The 15,921-nt window shown below is 60.4% G+C and carries 15 protein-coding genes and 1 pseudogene; 3 read left to right on the top strand and 13 right to left on the bottom strand.

Annotation, left to right across the window (positions count from 1 at the left end; all coding sequences use genetic code 11):
• Positions 1–60: 60 nt before the first annotated feature.
• The 5 genes from DS839_RS29460 to DS839_RS29440 form a co-directional block, all read right to left on the bottom strand.
• Positions 61–1,035, bottom strand: a complete 975-nt coding sequence (locus DS839_RS29460) for a DMT family transporter (protein ID WP_119274097.1) — start codon at positions 1,033–1,035, stop codon at positions 61–63.
• Between the two features lie 97 nt (positions 1,036–1,132).
• Entirely contained in the window at positions 1,133–1,918 is a 786-nt protein-coding gene (locus DS839_RS29455; protein WP_119274096.1) for a 2-keto-4-pentenoate hydratase, read from the bottom strand.
• 3 nt (positions 1,919–1,921) lie between these two features.
• Positions 1,922–2,332, bottom strand: coding sequence for a (deoxy)nucleoside triphosphate pyrophosphohydrolase (locus tag DS839_RS29450; RefSeq protein ID WP_119274095.1), 411 nt, complete (start codon positions 2,330–2,332; stop codon positions 1,922–1,924).
• Positions 2,332–3,576, bottom strand: coding sequence for a bifunctional glutamate N-acetyltransferase/amino-acid acetyltransferase ArgJ (argJ, locus tag DS839_RS29445; RefSeq protein WP_119274094.1), 1,245 nt, complete (start codon positions 3,574–3,576; stop codon positions 2,332–2,334). Before argJ ends, DS839_RS29450 begins: the two co-directional genes overlap by 1 nt.
• Positions 3,577–3,692: 116 nt before the next feature.
• Positions 3,693–4,691, bottom strand: a complete 999-nt coding sequence (locus tag DS839_RS29440; protein ID WP_162918881.1) for a peptidylprolyl isomerase — start codon at positions 4,689–4,691, stop codon at positions 3,693–3,695.
• Between the two features lie 371 nt (positions 4,692–5,062).
• Between DS839_RS29440 and secA the strand changes: the two genes are divergently transcribed.
• Positions 5,063–7,810, top strand: coding sequence for a preprotein translocase subunit SecA (gene secA, locus DS839_RS29435; RefSeq protein ID WP_119274092.1), 2,748 nt, complete (start codon positions 5,063–5,065; stop codon positions 7,808–7,810).
• Between the two features lie 73 nt (positions 7,811–7,883).
• A complete protein-coding gene (locus tag DS839_RS29430; protein ID WP_368911989.1) occupies positions 7,884–8,342 on the top strand; it encodes a GNAT family N-acetyltransferase in 459 nt (152 codons plus the stop codon).
• 19 nt (positions 8,343–8,361) lie between these two features.
• Here DS839_RS29430 and DS839_RS36700 read toward each other — a convergent pair whose 3' ends face one another.
• The gene (locus DS839_RS36700; RefSeq protein ID WP_162918880.1) at positions 8,362–9,570 is read right to left on the bottom strand and encodes a phenylacetate--CoA ligase family protein; all 1,209 of its coding nucleotides are present in this window, start codon (positions 9,568–9,570) and stop codon (positions 8,362–8,364) included.
• Positions 9,571–9,677: 107 nt separating this feature from the next.
• Here DS839_RS36700 and DS839_RS29420 point away from each other — a divergent pair.
• Positions 9,678–10,361 (top strand): annotated as a pseudogene (locus tag DS839_RS29420) (transposase); the annotation flags it as partial.
• An 80-nt stretch (positions 10,362–10,441) separates the two neighbouring features.
• Here DS839_RS29420 and DS839_RS29415 read toward each other — a convergent pair.
• The 7 genes from DS839_RS29415 to DS839_RS29385 form a co-directional block, all read right to left on the bottom strand.
• The gene (locus tag DS839_RS29415; RefSeq protein WP_119274090.1) at positions 10,442–10,840 is read right to left on the bottom strand and encodes a DCC1-like thiol-disulfide oxidoreductase family protein; all 399 of its coding nucleotides are present in this window, start codon (positions 10,838–10,840) and stop codon (positions 10,442–10,444) included.
• Positions 10,837–11,403 (bottom strand): hypothetical protein, encoded by a 567-nt coding sequence (locus tag DS839_RS29410; protein ID WP_119274089.1) that lies wholly within the window; start codon positions 11,401–11,403, stop codon positions 10,837–10,839. The genes DS839_RS29415 and DS839_RS29410 overlap by 4 nt, the downstream gene beginning before the upstream one ends.
• A complete protein-coding gene (locus DS839_RS29405; protein ID WP_162918879.1) occupies positions 11,393–12,280 on the bottom strand; it encodes a hypothetical protein in 888 nt (295 codons plus the stop codon). The genes DS839_RS29410 and DS839_RS29405 overlap by 11 nt, the downstream gene beginning before the upstream one ends.
• A 201-nt stretch (positions 12,281–12,481) precedes the next feature.
• Positions 12,482–13,009 (bottom strand): hypothetical protein, encoded by a 528-nt coding sequence (locus DS839_RS29400; RefSeq protein ID WP_119274087.1) that lies wholly within the window; start codon positions 13,007–13,009, stop codon positions 12,482–12,484.
• Positions 12,999–13,895, bottom strand: coding sequence for a hypothetical protein (locus DS839_RS29395; protein WP_119274086.1), 897 nt, complete (start codon positions 13,893–13,895; stop codon positions 12,999–13,001). The genes DS839_RS29400 and DS839_RS29395 overlap by 11 nt, the downstream gene beginning before the upstream one ends.
• A gap of 130 nt (positions 13,896–14,025) precedes the next feature.
• Positions 14,026–14,862 (bottom strand): outer membrane protein, encoded by an 837-nt coding sequence (locus tag DS839_RS29390; protein ID WP_119274085.1) that lies wholly within the window; start codon positions 14,860–14,862, stop codon positions 14,026–14,028.
• Positions 14,863–15,109: 247 nt separating this feature from the next.
• The gene (locus tag DS839_RS29385) at positions 15,110–15,832 is read right to left on the bottom strand and encodes an MBL fold metallo-hydrolase (protein WP_119274084.1); all 723 of its coding nucleotides are present in this window, start codon (positions 15,830–15,832) and stop codon (positions 15,110–15,112) included.
• Positions 15,833–15,921 lie beyond the last annotated feature (89 nt).

Genomic DNA, 15,921 nt, shown 5'->3' with positions numbered 1-15,921 from the left:
GCAGTTGCGCCTGCTTCAGGAGCTTGAGCGCCGCGCCATGCGCTTCCGCGACCCAGGCGGCTATGCCTTTGGGATCGGGCGGGAATTCGAACTCGATTCTTCGACCGTTGCCTTTTTCGAAGATCGCGCCGCGACGGCGAGGCCGGCGACCGTGATCAGGATCATTCCCCCGATCGTCAGCAGATCGGGTCTCTCGGAGAAGAACACATATCCCCAAAAGGCCGCCGAGACGAGATAGGCATAGTCGAAGGTGGCGATGATGGGCGGCGCCGCGATCTGATAGGCGCGCGCCACGCCGGCGAAGTAGGCGGCCGAGAGTCCGCCAAGGAGCGCCATCAAACCCCAGTCTCTCATTCCCATGGGCCTCCAATCGCCGAGCAGGAAGGGGAATGCCGCTTTGGTTTCGGCATCGAGGCCCATGAGGGCGAGCACGGCGATGCCTGCGAGGCCCGCGACGAGAAACGACCCGTGAAGGGCGAGAGCCAGTGTGAGCGGCGCCTCTGCCTGACATTTGCTGCGGGTGAGGATCATTGCCAAGGCATAGAGGAAGGCTGCCAGCAGCGGCAATAGCGTGAACCATGAGAAGGCGTCGGTGCCGGGCTTCAAGATGGCGATGACGCCGAGAAAGCCCAAAAGCACGCCGCCCCATTGGCGCGGGCTGACGGGTTCTCCAATCAGCACGGCGGAAAGGAGCGCAATCCAGATTGGGCCGGTATAGACGGCAACCGCCGCCACCGACAGGCTGAGCACGGGAAGTGCGGCATAATAGGCGAGCCAACAGAGGACCAGGAGCAGGCTGCGCAGCAAGGCCCAATGCGGTGATCGCGGCATGAGGCCGGCGCCCATGGCGATCAGGAGGATGGCCAAGACCGGCATCGCGGCAAGCGAGCGGGCGAAGAAAACCTGCCAAATCGTCAGATTCTCACTGACGAGCTTCACCACCGCGTCGGCGAAAGCCATCGTCAGGACCGACGCCAGGATGAAGCCGATGCCCTGAGCGGTCCGATGCGGTCTCGCCTCTTCCCCCTGCGCCATGACCTGTCCCTCGTGGCGCAAATAGATACTGCAGACCGAGCGGGCTGCCGTGCAAATCCGAACACTGGGGAACAGGAAGCGGCGCCTTGCGGCGTCTCTAATCGGAAACCTCGAGACCGGCTTCGCCCAACCCCTCGATCTCGATCATCACGCTGTCACCGGCATTGAGCCACTTGGTCTCGACGAGGCTGCCAAGAAACACGAATTCGCCGCGCCGCAACCCTTGACCACGCATGCCGCGCGCATTGGCAAGCCAGGCCAGAGCTTCAAAGGGATGACCCATGACGGCCGCTCCGGTTCCTCGGCCCACCTCGCTGCCATTGATGCGCATAAGACCTGTGAGGGCCGAAAGATCCAAGCGCCGCCGGTTCGTCACCGGTGCGCCCAGCACGCAGCCTGCATTGAAGAAATTGTCGGCGATCAGCGTATGGACGCCAAGCGCCCGGTAGTCTTTATAGCGATCATCGACGATCTCGATGCCGGCCATGACGGCGCCGACATGCGCCGCCACCGACTGCCGCGTATGGGCCTCGGGCCGCGGCTCGATGTCCCTGCCGATCTCGACGGCGATCTCGCATTCGACCCCGAGCTTGCGGTAGCCGGCGCGCGAGATGGCCCCGGTGGCGCGGAGCACCGTGGCCGAGAAGACTTCGCCCGCGCAAGGGCTGTCTATGCCGAGAAAGCTCTGCATGACGCGCGTCGTGCAGCCGATCTTGTGTCCGGCGACGACGCCCAGCCGCGTGCCCGTCAGCAAGGCATTCACCGCAGCCTGGAGGGCATAGGCATCCTCCTCCCGCGCCGGTCTCTGATCGGCATGGAGCGTCGTCGGTGAAAGCGAAAGCCGCTGCCGGACCAGGGTCTCTGCTGCGGCTTGGATGGTCATCGTTCAGAGCAGATCGATCAGATGCGGGATCAGCGGCAGATCGGCCGGCGGCATCGGATAGTCGCGCAAGCGATTGGGCCTGACCCATTTGAGCTCCTGGCCTTCGAGCGATCTCACCATGCCCTTCCAACGCCGGCATACATAGAGCGGCATCAGCAAGTGGAACTTCTCATAAGCATGGCTGGCGAAGGTCAGGGGCGCGAGGCAGGCTTCGGTGACGTCGATGTCGAGCTCTTCCTTGAGCTCACGGATGAGGGCCAGCTCCGGCCGCTCGCCCTCCTCGACCTTGCCGCCGGGAAATTCCCACAAGCCCGCCATCGTCTTGCCGTCCGGCCTCTTGGCGATGAGCACCCGTCCGTCGGCGTCGACGAGGGCGACGGCGGCGACCAGAACGAGCGGCAGGGATGCTGCCATCAGCTGCGATAGGAGCCGTTGATGTCGATATAGCGATGGGTGAGGTCGCAGGTCCACACCGTGGCGCGGCCCTTGCCTACCCCGACATCCGTCTTGATGATGATCGAGCGGCCCTTCATATGCGGCATGATCTCTTCTTCGCGGTAGTCGGGCGCCCGCATGCCGTTCTTGGCGAGCGCAACGCCGCCGATCCAGATCTTGAGCTTGTCGCGGATGGCCTTCTCGCCGGATTTGCCGACCGCCATGACGATGCGGCCCCAATTGGCGTCCTCGCCCGCGATGGCGGTCTTGACCAGCGGCGAATTGGCGATGGCGAGGCCGATCCGGCGCGCCGCCTTGTCGTTCTCGGCACCGGTGACCGTGATCTCGATCAGCTTCTCGGCCCCCTCGCCGTCCTTGACCACTTGCAGCGCCAGATCCTTGCACAAATCATCGAGGGCGCGGGCGAAATCCTTGAGGCGCGGATCGGCTTCCGATTTGAGTCCCTTGAGTTGAGGGCCGGCCTTGCCGGTGGCGAACATCAGCAGCGTATCCGATGTCGATGTGTCGCCGTCGACGGTGATGCAGTTGAAGCTCTGCTTGGCACTCTTGCTCAAGAGCTTCTGCAGAAGGCGCGGCGGCAGCGCCGCATCGGTGAAGACGAAAGAGAGCATGGTCGCCATATCGGGCGCGATCATGCCCGAGCCCTTGGCGATGCCGTTGAGGGTGACGGTCACCCCGCCGAGCCGCGCCTTGCGGGTCGCCGCCTTGGGGAAAGTGTCGGTCGTCATGATGGCGCGCGACGCCTCCGCCCAGGCATCCGGCTTGAGGCCGGCGAAGAGCTGAGGCAAGGCATCGACGATGGGCTTGGGATTGAGCGGCTCGCCGATGACGCCGGTCGAGGCCTGGAATATCTCCCCTGGCTTGCACTTGGCCAGAGCCGCGATAGCCTTGGCGACGGCTGTGACCGTTTTCACGCCGGCGCTCCCGGTGAAGGCATTGGCATTGCCGGAATTGACGACGAGCGCCCGGGCGCTGCCGCCCTTGAGCCTCTCGGCGCACCAGTCGACGGGCGCCGAGCGCGACTTCGAGGTGGTGAGGACGCCAGCGACCGAAGTGCCGGGGCTGACGATGGCGAGCAGCACATCGGGGCGGTTCTTGTAGCGTATGCCGGTCTCGCCGACGGCGAAGGAAACGCCCTCAAGCGGCGGCATAACCGGAAATTGCTCCGGCGCCAAAGGCGACCGGACGTTGACAGCCCCCATTCTCTCCTCCCCGACTAGCTAGTCTAGCGCATGATCCGGAAAAGGTCATAGCCGGGCTCGACCCGGCTATCCACCGGATTTCCGATCATGTGCAAAATGAAAAGCTGCAGACGCGGTTACTGCTGCGGCGCCTGCATATCCGATTTGCCGCCGCCCGTTGTCGGCTCCTCGCCGGTCAGGGCTGGGGCATCGGTGCCGTCCGGCTGCTCGCCCTGGGGTGCGGCACTGTCCTTCCTCTGCTGTACCGCTTTCTGGCGCAGCTTGCGCGCCTCCTCGGCAAATCTCACCAGATCGGGATCCTTGAGCTCGACCTTCGACTGGAGCCTCAGCGAAATGATCTTTTCCTGGGTCTTCTTGCGCAGGAGGATGTTGCGGATCGCGGTCTTGACCTGGTCATAGGGCTGGGCGCCGCCCATCTTGCGGTCCTCGAGCTTGATGACGTGCCAGCCGAAATCGGTCTTGACCGGCTGCGACACTTCGCCCGGCTTCAGCGCGAAGGCGGCCTTGGAGAATTCCGGCACCATTTCGGGAGCGGTGAAATAGCCGAGATCGCCGCCATACTCCTTCGAGCCGTCGAGGCTGTATTGTTTGGCTAAATCCTCGAATTTCTCGCCCTTCTCGAGACGGGCGAGGATCTGCTTGGCTTCCTGCTCGCTGGCGACCAGGATATGGCGGGCCCTGATCCGCTCCGTCTGGGCCACCTTGGCCGACTCGGTGTCATAGGCCTTTTTCATTTCCTCTTCGGTGACGGTCGGCACGATCGTCTGGGCGAAATAGGCATCGCGCAGGGCCTTCGCCTGATAGAGAGCGAGGCGGCGCTTATATTCCTCCGAATCGCCGATCCCTTCCTTGACCGCGGCCTGAGCCAGGAGATGGCGCTCGACCAGATATTCGACGATATAGGGGTAGCGCAATTTCGGTGGGATATCCGGCAGCTGGCCGAGGATATCCTCAGCCGCCATCTGCACCTCGGAAGTCTTGATTTCGTGGCCATTTACGACGGCGACGACCTTGTCTTCCTTTGGCTCGGCCGTTTGGGCAAAGGCCGGCGTCAGGAGCATCAAGGATACAGCCGTCAAGGCGGCAAGCTTTATGAATTTCTGAGGTCTTTGCATCGGAATTCCCATATGGGGGTCATGGGGCCTAAGCGGCCTATTTGCCGCGATGGTAGCTCATTGGCGGTCAAATCCGGCAAGAATAAGCCGCGACGAACCCCTTTGATCCCTAAAACTGTTGTCACGCGGGCGGGACAATGGTCGCAATGAAGGGCAACTTCAAGGGGGGATTTGGAACATTTACGCCGTGTGACCTCGTTGCAACGCATTGAAGTCCTCGGGATGACAGCCTACCTGGAAAGGGGCCTGTTTTTAGGAGACAGATTTGAATTTCCCGCTCCCGGGCAATTGCCCGTCAGCGTCAATTTCATTAAAAGGCGGCCCAGACTTGCGCCCTCGCCGGCGTGCCCGTCCCGAAGGAAACACACCATATGCTAGGACTGCGTTCGATCGCGTCGCGGATATTCGGCACCGTCAACGACCGTAAGGTCGGGAAATATGCCGCCAGGGTCGCCGAGATAAACGCCCTGGAAGAGGGTCTCGTCGGCCTCTCGGACGAGGCGCTCAAGGCCCGCACCATCGAATTCCGCGAGCAGCTGGCGAAGGGACGGCCCCTTGACGAGCTCCTCGCCCCCGCTTTCGCCACCGTCCGGGAGGCCGCCAAGCGCACGCTCGGCCAGCGTCATTTCGATGTCCAGTTGATCGGCGGCATGGTCCTGCATGAGGGCCGCATCGCCGAGATGAAGACCGGCGAAGGCAAGACGCTGGTCGCCACCCTTCCCGTCTATCTCAACGCGCTCACCCAGAAGGGCGTGCATGTGGTGACGGTCAATGATTATCTGGCCCAGCGCGACGCCGGCTGGATGGGCCAGATCTATAACTTCTTGGGGCTCAGCGTCGGCTGCATCGTCCACGGCCTGTCTGATGCCGAACGCCGCCAGCAATATCTGAGCGACGTCACCTACGCCACCAACAACGAGCTCGGCTTCGACTATCTGCGCGACAACATGAAGTTCCATCTCGAGGAGATGGTGCAGCGCGGCCACAATTTCGCGATCGTCGACGAGGTCGACTCGATCCTGGTCGACGAGGCGAGAACGCCGCTCATCATCTCAGGGCCCCTCGACGACAAGTCCGAGCTCTACAATTCCGTCGACACCTTCATCCCGCAGCTCGTGCCTGAGGATTTCGAGCTCGACGAGAAGCAGCGCACGGTGACACTGACCGAGCAGGGCAACGAGCATATGGAGCAGCTTCTGGCCGCGGCCGACTTGCTCAAGGGCGAGACGCTCTATGACGCCGAGAACGTGACCATCGTGCACCATGTGCAGCAGGGTCTCAGGGCCCACAAGCTGTTCCAGCGCGACAAGGACTACATCGTCAAGGACAATCAGGTCATCATCATCGACGAGTTCACCGGCCGCATGATGCCGGGCCGGCGCTATTCGGACGGCCTGCACCAGGCGCTCGAGGCCAAGGAGCATGTCGCCATCCAGCCCGAGAACCAGACGCTCGCCTCGATCACCTTCCAGAACTATTTCCGCCTCTACGACAAGCTCGCCGGCATGACCGGCACGGCGGCGACCGAGGCGGAAGAGTTCATGGACATCTACAAGCTCGATGTCATCGAGATCCCGACCAATGTCGCGGTCGGCCGCAAGGACGAGGACGACGAGGTCTACCGCACCGCCAAGGAAAAATACAAAGCCATCATTTCCGTCATCAAGGATGCGCGCGAGCGCAAGCAGCCGGTTCTCGTCGGCACCACTTCGATCGAGAAGTCGGAAGTCCTTGCCGGCATGCTGAAGAGCATGAACGTGCCGCACAACGTGCTCAATGCCCGCTATCACGAGCAGGAAGCCCAGATCATCGCCCAGGCCGGCCAGCCGGGCGCCGTCACCATCGCCACCAACATGGCCGGCCGCGGCACCGATATCAAATTGGGCGGCAATGCCGAGATGCGCATCGCAACCGAGCTCGCCGAGGTCAAGCCCGGCCCCGAGCGCACCCGCCGCGAGGAGGAAATCCGCGCCGAGGTCGAGCGCAACAAGCAGGACGTCATCAATGCCGGCGGCCTCTTCGTCATCGGCACCGAGCGCCATGAGAGCCGGCGCATCGACAACCAGCTGCGCGGCCGCTCGGGCCGCCAGGGCGACCCTGGCCGCTCGCTGTTCTACCTGTCGCTCGACGACGACCTGATGCGTATCTTCGGCTCCGAGCGCATGGATTCGATGCTGCAGAAGCTCGGCCTCAAGGAGGACGAGGCCATCGTCCATCCCTGGATCAACAAGGCTTTGGAGAAGGCGCAGCAGAAGGTCGAGGCGCGCAACTTCGACATCCGCAAGAACCTGCTCAAATTCGACAATGTGATGAACGACCAGCGCAAGGTCATCTTCGAGCAGCGCATCGGCGTCATGCGCGGCGAGGACGTGGCCGAGACCATCGACGACATGCGCCACCAGGTGATCGACGAGCAGGTCCGGACCTTCATCCCGGAGAACGCCTATGCCGAGCAGTGGGATGCGCAAGGCTTGCGCGAGAAGCTGCGCGAGGCCATAGCCCTCGACCTGCCGACCGATGAATGGGCGAAGGAGGAAGGCATTGCGGATGAGGAGATCCGCGAGCGCGTCATCAAGGCGGCCGATGAGTTCTATGCCAGGAAGCGCGAGACCTATACGCCGGAGATCATGATCCAGGTCGAGAAGGCAGTGCTGCTGCAGACCCTCGACCACCTCTGGCGCGAGCATATCGTGACCGTCGAGCATCTGCGCCAGGTCATCCACTTGCGCGGCTACGGCCAGCGCGACCCGCTCAACGAATACAAGACCGAAGGCTTCACCTTGTTCGAGGCCATGATCGCGCGCTTGCGCGAATTGACCACCGGCCAGATCATGCGCGTCGAGCTGACCAGCCAGCCCGCCGACGACCTGCTGCCGGACGAGGACGAGCTCCCGCCTATGGTGGCGCATCACATCGATGCGACCACGGGCCAGGACGATGTCGGCGAGGGACTGGGCCTGATCTTCGGCCAGGAGGCGCCGACGGCGCGCAACAAGGCCCGCGCCGCCGCCGCCCGGGATCCCAAAGATCCTACGACCTGGGGCAAGGTCGGCCGCAACGACGCCTGCCCCTGCGGCTCAGGCAAGAAATACAAGCACTGCCACGGTTCCTTCGTCTGATGAGCGACAAAGCCGGCCTTCCTTTCGCATAGGCCCGGCACGACGCGAGGATGTCCCGGCGATCAGTCGCGTCTTGGCGGATGACGACCTCGGCGGAAGCTGGGAAAACCTGACCGAACCCTTGGCGCAAGCCTATTTCAAGGCATTCGATGCCATCGCCGCGGATACCCGGAATAATCTGGTCGTGGCCGAGGCCACAGACCGCGATATCCTGGCCTGCCTGCAGGTGACCCTCATTCCCGGCCTCAGCCATCAAGGCGCCGACCGCGCGCTCATCGAGGATGTTCGTGTCGACCGCCGCCATCGCGGCCGGAAGATCGGCCGCCGGATGCTGGACTGGGCCGTCAGCGAGGCGCGCCGACGTTCCACGCGCCCCTGCCCGCCGCTTCTATTTGAGGCTAGGCTTCAAGGACAACCATTCCGGCATGCGATTGCAACTCACCTAAACCCGCGGATCATCACCTTGGAGCGGCCTCGACGAGTGATCCCGGTTGCAAAACTATTTCAGGGGCGCGAAATCCATTACCGATGAAACACGTTTCGATGCTGGATCAAACCAGAGATTCATGCATCAGGTATTTGCCTTTCGCGGTCCGCGGCATTTCCGAGACCTTGCGGCATATCACCTTGAATCCCGAGCCCATTGACTCCTCGACGATCGCCTGAGCCCGTTCCTGCGACAGCTCGGCTGCCGGATCCTTGTGCACATACTGGAATTCGATTTCGGTCAAGGTGCGCTGCACGAGCTTGAAATGGCGTAGCCCAAATTCGACGAGCGGAACAGGATTGAGCCTCGGCACGATTCTTTCTCCATTGGGCTTCTTGAACAGATTTTTCTCGCGGCCGGCGATGCTCGCGAGCGAAGATGAGGAATGACGGCATTGATGATTCTTGGCGACAATGGCGTAGTCGCCTGTTTCATAACGGATAAGCGGCATGGCGCGATTGAACAAGGCGGTGACGACCACTTTTCCCATCTTGCCGGGGCGGACAGGTCGATCGCTATCGTCGAGAATCTCCAGAATCAGATGACCGTCGGCAGGGTGGTAGGCTCCGCAGCTCGGACATTGCATCGCGATCACCCCGGTTTCCATGGTGGCATACTTGTCGGCGAGCCGGCAGCCCGGCAATGTGCTGATCAGGCCACGCAAATGTTCCGGAATGATCTCAGAAGTCGTGGTTACCAGTTTCAGGGGAAGCCGGACCCCCATGTCCGCGCCATGCTGCAATATGCCCAGGGTCATGGTGGGGTGGGCGTCTAGCCGTGACGCGCCCGTCTCTTTGACGAATTCAAACGCTTCGCGGGTGTCAACCGTATGAAGCATCCATAAACGCCCGCGCTTTTGTGACTTTTCCAAGATTGTTCCCGGCGCATGTTTTGAGGTCGGATTGTCTACTCGCACAGCCCGTAAATGACTTTGATAACCCCAACCCCTGACCAGTCGGGCGAGCTCCGCTTGGGCTATCCGCAGCCATCTCACCGTTTGCCTGAGGGCCATCGGCTCGCCGGTTGATCCGGATGTTAGGTTTGTCATGACCTGTCCCTCCGACGGCGGGACATCGTCGATGTAAAATCGCGCTGTCTCGTCCCTGACGATGGATTTCCGTGTTACAGGAATGTTCTTCAGCGCTACCCGAGCGCCACCGCGCATGCTCTTTGCCCAGGCCAGCTTCCGATAGTACGGTGAGTGGGTGGCGGCGTGAGCGAGCATGCCGGAAAGCGCCTGCTCGATATCCTGCTTGGACATATGTTCCGACAAGACAGGCTCCTAGCCCGGATTTCTCAAACTAAGTAGGCGCATCGGAGCGCCGAATCAGCGAAAGTTGTTGTGCTGCAATAACTTCGAAGGATTCGAGGAGCGCTCCGATGCAGACAGAGTGTATAGCGGATTTGTTTGGATTTGCACGTGTTGAAAGCCGTGAAGTTGTGGCGGCATTCGACGGCGGGACGATCACTTCTGAAGCCGGAGCCGTGCTGCTGGGCGCGACGGACCGGGCGATCAAGCTGATCGGTCGGTTTGCGGGCTGCTTTGGCGATCGGCGCTGCCCGGAGCTGATCGAGCATGAGGTGGCGACGCTGGTCGGCCAGCGAGTGTTCGGGATTGCGTTGGGCTATGAGGATCTCAACGATCACGACGAGTTGCGCCACGATCCGGTGATGGCGATCCTGGCAGGCAAGCTTGCAGCGCGGCGCAAGGGCTGTGCGCCGGTGGCGGGCAAGAGCACGCTCAACCGGCTGGAGCTGAGCCGATGTGTGGCGACGCGCTATCACAAGATCAGCCATGACGGTGCGGCGATCGAGCGGCTTCTGGTGGATGTGTTCCTGGAAGCGCATGTGCGGGCGCCTAAACAGATCATTCTCGATCTCGATGCCACCGACGATCCGCTGCATGGCCATCAGGAAGGTCGCTTCTTCCACGGCTACTATGACTGCTACTGCTATCTGCCGCTCTATGTGTTCTGTGGCCAGCATCTGCTGGCGGCCAAGCTCAGGCGGTCGAATATCGATGCCTCGGCCGGCGCGGTCGCAGAGGTGGCGCGCATTGTCGGGCCCGCGATCTGGGGCAAGGGTGGCCGCAACGACGCCCGCCCATTCGGCTCAGGCAAGAAATACCAGCACTGCCACGGCCCCTACGCCTGAGGCTCTTCCGCGCTAATCCGGCTCCTGCCCAGGATGGCAAGAAGCACGTTTCTGCCCAGTCTCAGCACTGGATAGAGCAGCCGGGACAGCGTTTGTGATCTGAAGATGAGGTAGTTCAGGCGGTTGAATGTTCCGCTCGACGTCGAGATAAGTGCCAGCCGGTGGATGGCCTCGGCGCCGTGATGGTATTCGGTGCCGATACGCAGCACGAAACCTTCGTCGAGATCGAGGCCCCGCCGCTTGATCTCGCGCACTTCGGGGTGGTCCTCACGCGCGTTCAGTATCTGCATGTTCTGATCGAGCTGACGGATGGCGAGAGCTTTGCAGTAGGCCGCGCAGACCGGACACTCCCGGTCATAGACCAGAACGATCTGAGGCGTTTCTTTCATGGCAACTTGACGGAGGGAACATCTGGCATGGTGTTGGAGGGAACCTCTGGTGAGGGGGCGGAAAGGGACTCCGGCAGGCTGGCGGTCGCGATCTCTTCCCTGCCGCAGAACCTATTGACGTAAGTGAAGGTGTGCTCGTTCTGCCAGGTCAGAAACACCATCCCCTTGTTCACCCGCTTCGCTGCTGGAGGTGCTCGAACAAACACTCGTTCGCTATAGACGAACACCAGGTTCCTTCCGATCAGAGTCTGGTTTTCTTCAAGGAAGGCCAGCAGGGCTGACGCGGGCACATTGGCACAGCGAAATGTCCTTCCATAGTTCGTGAAACGGGTAGATTTTTCATATCCCATCATGTTTACCAAGAGGGGTGCGTCCGGCATGTTGGCATCGAACACCCGTGTGCGTTGCCCCAGATTGGGGACGGTGTACATTGCATAGCCACCCATTCGCCATGGATTGATCTGGTCGCTCGCGATCCACCGCATATGGTTTCCGATCCAGGCGATATGGGCGATCAGCAGAGCCCAGACTGCCCATTTGCGGAAGTCGACCTCACCCAACATGATTCAGCACAAAGTCCATCAGGGCGGAGACCCCATAGCGATCGAATGCGAGCAACGCGATGCTGACGACGAGCAGCCATATCGGCATGCCAAAGCGGAAGACGATGCAGAGCAAGGCGATGTTCAGGATCTGAAAATTCATCTCGTCGGCATAGACGCCGGCACCCAGAAGGAAGCCGATCTCTATGGCGAGAAAGAGAAGCGAGTTGAGTCCAAGCAGCAGGAGGATGCCGACGACAAGTTGCCAGGCAAGGATGAACCAGGAGGCCAGTCGATAGACAATGCAGGGATCGGGTGACGCGCTGTCACAGAACAATGAAAACATTCTTTCCGACGTTGTGCCGGTCATGCTGAGATAGGCAATGAAGGAGCCATCCAGATAGGTGCCGGCCAGAAGTTTTTGGCCGAAGGCAGCCACCATCACGATCCCAAGGGTCATCCTCAGATAGTATGCGTAGAGGTCCGACGTCCAAGACTCCTTGAACAGGATGGCCACCGGAATGCACCAAAGGGCAAGATAGGTATGGTTGGCAATCAACTGCCATTCCGGCACGATCGCAATCGCCGCAATCACGATAAAGATTGCCACCGCCAGCCTGGTGGTCGAAGCGAATGCAGCAAGCAAGGAACTGAGCAGAAGGCCTGCGCCAAACACGGCAATGATCGTGTAACCATAGACATCGACCTTGATGGCCTGCCTTGTCCAGGCTGGATATTCCTGGAATGCCACCGACATGATGGCGACCACCAGCGGCGCACGATATCTGGCCCCGCTTTCTTCATATGCCCGGGTGAGCCTTGTGTAGAGATTGTCGGACTCGTGCAGCACTCCCGCCGCCGCGGGGGCGTCTGCTGCGCGGGCAAACCAGCTACGCATGTGTTTGCTTCATCATTTGCGATCAAGGAGCAGCCGGCACTTTCGGCGAGTGTGGTATGACCGTGATTTGATTGTCAAGTTTGCGACCCCCGTATTTCTTCATGCCGCCGTGCCCTGGCATTTCTCGCGTGCTCCTGGGGTGTGCGAACCGAACTGCCGCTCACAATTGAACAACGCCAGGGATGGTTCAGGGCGTTTCATTCATGGCAATCTGGGCAAGGCGGCCCAGGCGGCGGCCTCTGGCAGGCTGACTGAGGCGGTCTCGTCCTTGCCGCAGAACCTGCTCGTGTAGGAGAAGGTTTGCGAGTCCCGCCAGGTTACGACGACCAGGCCTTTTTGTTCCATCTTGGCTGATGGCGGTGAGCGGACAAAACTTCGTTCGAAATAAACGAATACCAGGCTTCTTCCGATCAGATCCTTGTTCTCGTCGAAGAAGGCGCGCAGTGATCTTTCAGGTATGCCGGCGCACCGAAAGGTTCTCCCGCCATTGGTGAAACGCGTGGCCGCTTCGAATTGCAGCATCTTGACAGGAATTCGGATTTCCGGATTAAGCGCATCATATACGCGAATTCTCAAGTTGGGACTGGGGACGGTGTACATGGCGTAGCCCCCTAGCTTCCACGGATTTATCTCCTCGTTGAGAACCCAGCGTATATGATTTGCGATCCAACCGACGTGAAGGACCAGCAGACCGACGACGATCCATTTGACGTCGATCTTACGCCACATAGCTCACAACCGTTCTTACAATGTGCCCGATGCCATAGAGATCGACAATGAGAAGGGCGAGGCTTCCGGCCAGCAGCCAGAGCGGCATGCCGAACCGGAAAACGACGCACAGCAAGGCGATGTTCAGGACCTGGAAGTTCATTTCGTCGGCGAAGACGCCGGCTCCCAACAGGAAGCTGATCTCAACGGCAAGGAAGAGAAGCGCGTTGAGGCCAAGCAGCAGGAGTATGCCGACGGCGAATTGCCAGGCGAGAATGAATATGGATATCCCTTGCTGAAAGATGCAAGGCCCCGGTGACGTGCCGTCGCACAGAAAGGCAAACATGCTCTCCGTCGTCGAGCCATGAGCGCTGAGATAGGCAATGTAGGAGCCGTCGACATAAGTGCCTGCCAGAACTTTCTGGGTGAAAGCCGCGAGCATGATGATGCCGATGGTCATTCTCAGGTATAAGGCATAGAGATCCGACTTCCACCATTCCCTGAACAGGACGGCGACCGGAATGGACCAAAGGGCAAGATAGGAGTGATTGGCAATTACGGTCCAATCCGGCACGATTGCAATCGCCGCGACGACGATGAACAATCCCACGCCCAGCCTGCTGGTTCGGGCGAAGGCCGTCAGTGCGGCGGAAATCACAAGAGCTGCGGCAAACAGGTCGAGGAACGGCCGGCTATCGAAATACAACCTGAGAGGTGACTTTATCCATTGCGGATATTGCTGAAAGGCGACGGACAGAATGGCAATCGCCAAAGGCGCCCGATCCCTCAGACCGCTTTCTTCATAGGTTTTCGAAAGCTTTGAAAGGTAACCAGCCTTTTCCGACACTTCGCCGGAGGGAAAATCGACTATGCGGACGAAGCGACTGCGCAGGTCGAGCTTCAGCATCGATCACAACTCCTCCGCAGGACCTTATCGCGGCATCTCATCCCGAGTCTAGCCCTGCGCTGCACCGCACCACTTAACAGAAAGGGCCCTTGCGGGCCCTTTCGTCCATCTTCATACGTGAGAAACGAGATCACATATCGAAAGGATTGAAGCGCCAGGAGATGACCGCACGGACCGTGTCGCGACCGAAGTCGACCTCGCCCGAATGCCGGTTTTCCTCGTCGACACCCCATTCCGGATCGAAGGCCTTCTCATCCCACTCGATCGAGTCGAGGAAGTCATGGCGATATTCAACCTTCAGAGAGAGATTCTCCGTCAGCATGTGCTCGATGCCGCCGCCGACGGTCCATCCATCGACGCTCTCGTCCTCTTCGAAGAGGGCTGCGTCATCGTCGTCATCATCATTGTAGGCATGGAAGGCCTCGACCTTGCCTTTCGCCCAAGTGTAACCGCCCAAAGCGTAGATGAGCGTGTCTTCGTTGAAGGCAACGCCGGCCCTGCCGCCTACGAACCAGGTATCGTCAATCTCAGCCTTGATCGAGGAGACGGAGCTAAAGTCGTCGTCGTCATCATCCTCATCAAACGTCGACGAGGCATCCGCGTCGTTATTTCCATTGAAGTCATAATTGGCCAGAATGCCGAGGACGATCGGCGAGTTGTCGAACTGGACGTCGAAGCCGATTTCCACTGTCCCGAAGCCATACCAAGCACCGAGATCGTTGCCATCGATGTCAAGGGTGAATTCCGGACCACCGCTTTGGGGCTCGCCCTCGTCGTCGAAGAAATCCTTCTCGAACAACGAATTGGCGTCATAGGTGTTGTACCCCGCACCGCCACCGACGCCAATGTGGAAACCAGTCCAAGTCGGCGCGGCCACCGGTTCCGGTATCACATCAGCCGCTTGGGCGACCGACAGAGCCAGCCCCAAGCTCGCGATCGACACGGCAGACAATAAAACTTTTCGCATCTTAGTCCCCTTCCGTTATTCAACGAGTAACTTGCCGACTCTGGTTTTGATTACTCAAAGTCAATGAAGGCACGTTAAGTCAAATGCGGCGGCCCCGGAAGCGGATTTAGGCAGAAGATAGGCGATTTTCGGGAGGTGTTGCAAAAAAGGCGCAGTTTGGATGCCCCTGGGTAGGAAAGATTCCCTTAGATCAATATTTTTATGCATTGCCAGCCGCTTGAATGCCCAAAATAGTCGCCCCGGCGGCTCAGATATTCACAGCCAAGCCGTCTCGGGCCGCCTCGCAACCGGTCTCCTGGACGCGGCACAGCATATCGGCGCTCATATGGATGAGAATCACCCGGCGGGCGCCGATCTCGGCCAGATGAGACGCTAACGTCTTGAAATCGAGATGGAATTTTATCTTTTCATCGAAAGAGTAGCTTTCGGCGATGAACAGGTCCACGCCTTGCGCCGCTTCTATGAGCTCGTCCACCCATTCAGTGTCGCCGGAATCGCACAGGACCTTGCCTTGCGCCTCGATCCGCAAGGCGAAAGGCGGCGCGCCGCACGCATGCCGCATGAGGAACGGCGTCACGGCGAGGCCGGCCAAGCTAAGCCTTTGCCCAGGCTCCATTTCCACGAAACGCCAGGGGAGAGCGGCGGCACCCGGAAAGCCGTTTTCCATGGCTGTCGCGAGCCTCGACTTGAGGCCGGGCGGCCCGGCAATGACAAGCGGCGCGGTGCGGCGGCTGACGAGCTGCGCATCGAGGAGGAAGAAGGGCAGTCCCCAGAAATGGTCGCCGTGCAGATGGCTGATCAGGATGGCGCGAATGGCGTTGGGATCGATCGCGAATTTCTTGAGCGCGATCAGTGACGTAGCGCCGCAATCGATGAGGAAGGCACCGGTGTCGTCGCTGACATGGAAGCAGGTGTGGAAGCGCCCGCCGCTGCCGAACGCATCGCCGCAGCCGAGGAATCGAACCTCCATTAGCGCGCCTCCCGGCGAAGTGTCTCCACTTCGCCGATAAGGAGCCGCGCCAAATCGATAAGCTGGAGCAAATCCTTGTCGCCAAAGTC

The sequence above is a fragment of the Taklimakanibacter deserti genome (assembly GCA_003574785.1).
Note: the sequence above shows the minus strand (reverse complement) of the source record. Positions and strands in the feature narration are given on the sequence as shown.

Bases quoted from the DNA above. Each gene is read 5' to 3' on its own strand.
- DS839_RS29460 (WP_119274097.1), bottom strand. From the start codon at position 1,035: ATGGCGCAGGGGGAAGAGGCGAGACCGCATCGGACCGCTCAGGGCATC.
- DS839_RS29455 (WP_119274096.1), bottom strand. From the start codon at position 1,918: ATGACCATCCAAGCCGCAGCAGAGACCCTGGTCCGGCAGCGGCTTTCG.
- DS839_RS29450 (WP_119274095.1), bottom strand. From the start codon at position 2,332: ATGGCAGCATCCCTGCCGCTCGTTCTGGTCGCCGCCGTCGCCCTCGTC.
- argJ (WP_119274094.1), bottom strand. From the start codon at position 3,576: ATGGGGGCTGTCAACGTCCGGTCGCCTTTGGCGCCGGAGCAATTTCCG.
- DS839_RS29440 (WP_162918881.1), bottom strand. From the start codon at position 4,691: ATGCAAAGACCTCAGAAATTCATAAAGCTTGCCGCCTTGACGGCTGTA.
- secA (WP_119274092.1), top strand. From the start codon at position 5,063: ATGCTAGGACTGCGTTCGATCGCGTCGCGGATATTCGGCACCGTCAAC.
- DS839_RS29415 (WP_119274090.1), bottom strand. From the start codon at position 10,840: ATGAAAGAAACGCCTCAGATCGTTCTGGTCTATGACCGGGAGTGTCCG.
- DS839_RS29410 (WP_119274089.1), bottom strand. From the start codon at position 11,403: ATGTTGGGTGAGGTCGACTTCCGCAAATGGGCAGTCTGGGCTCTGCTG.
- DS839_RS29405 (WP_162918879.1), bottom strand. From the start codon at position 12,280: ATGCGTAGCTGGTTTGCCCGCGCAGCAGACGCCCCCGCGGCGGCGGGA.
- DS839_RS29400 (WP_119274087.1), bottom strand. From the start codon at position 13,009: ATGTGGCGTAAGATCGACGTCAAATGGATCGTCGTCGGTCTGCTGGTC.
- DS839_RS29395 (WP_119274086.1), bottom strand. From the start codon at position 13,895: ATGCTGAAGCTCGACCTGCGCAGTCGCTTCGTCCGCATAGTCGATTTT.
- DS839_RS29390 (WP_119274085.1), bottom strand. From the start codon at position 14,862: ATGCGAAAAGTTTTATTGTCTGCCGTGTCGATCGCGAGCTTGGGGCTG.
- DS839_RS29385 (WP_119274084.1), bottom strand. From the start codon at position 15,832: ATGGAGGTTCGATTCCTCGGCTGCGGCGATGCGTTCGGCAGCGGCGGG.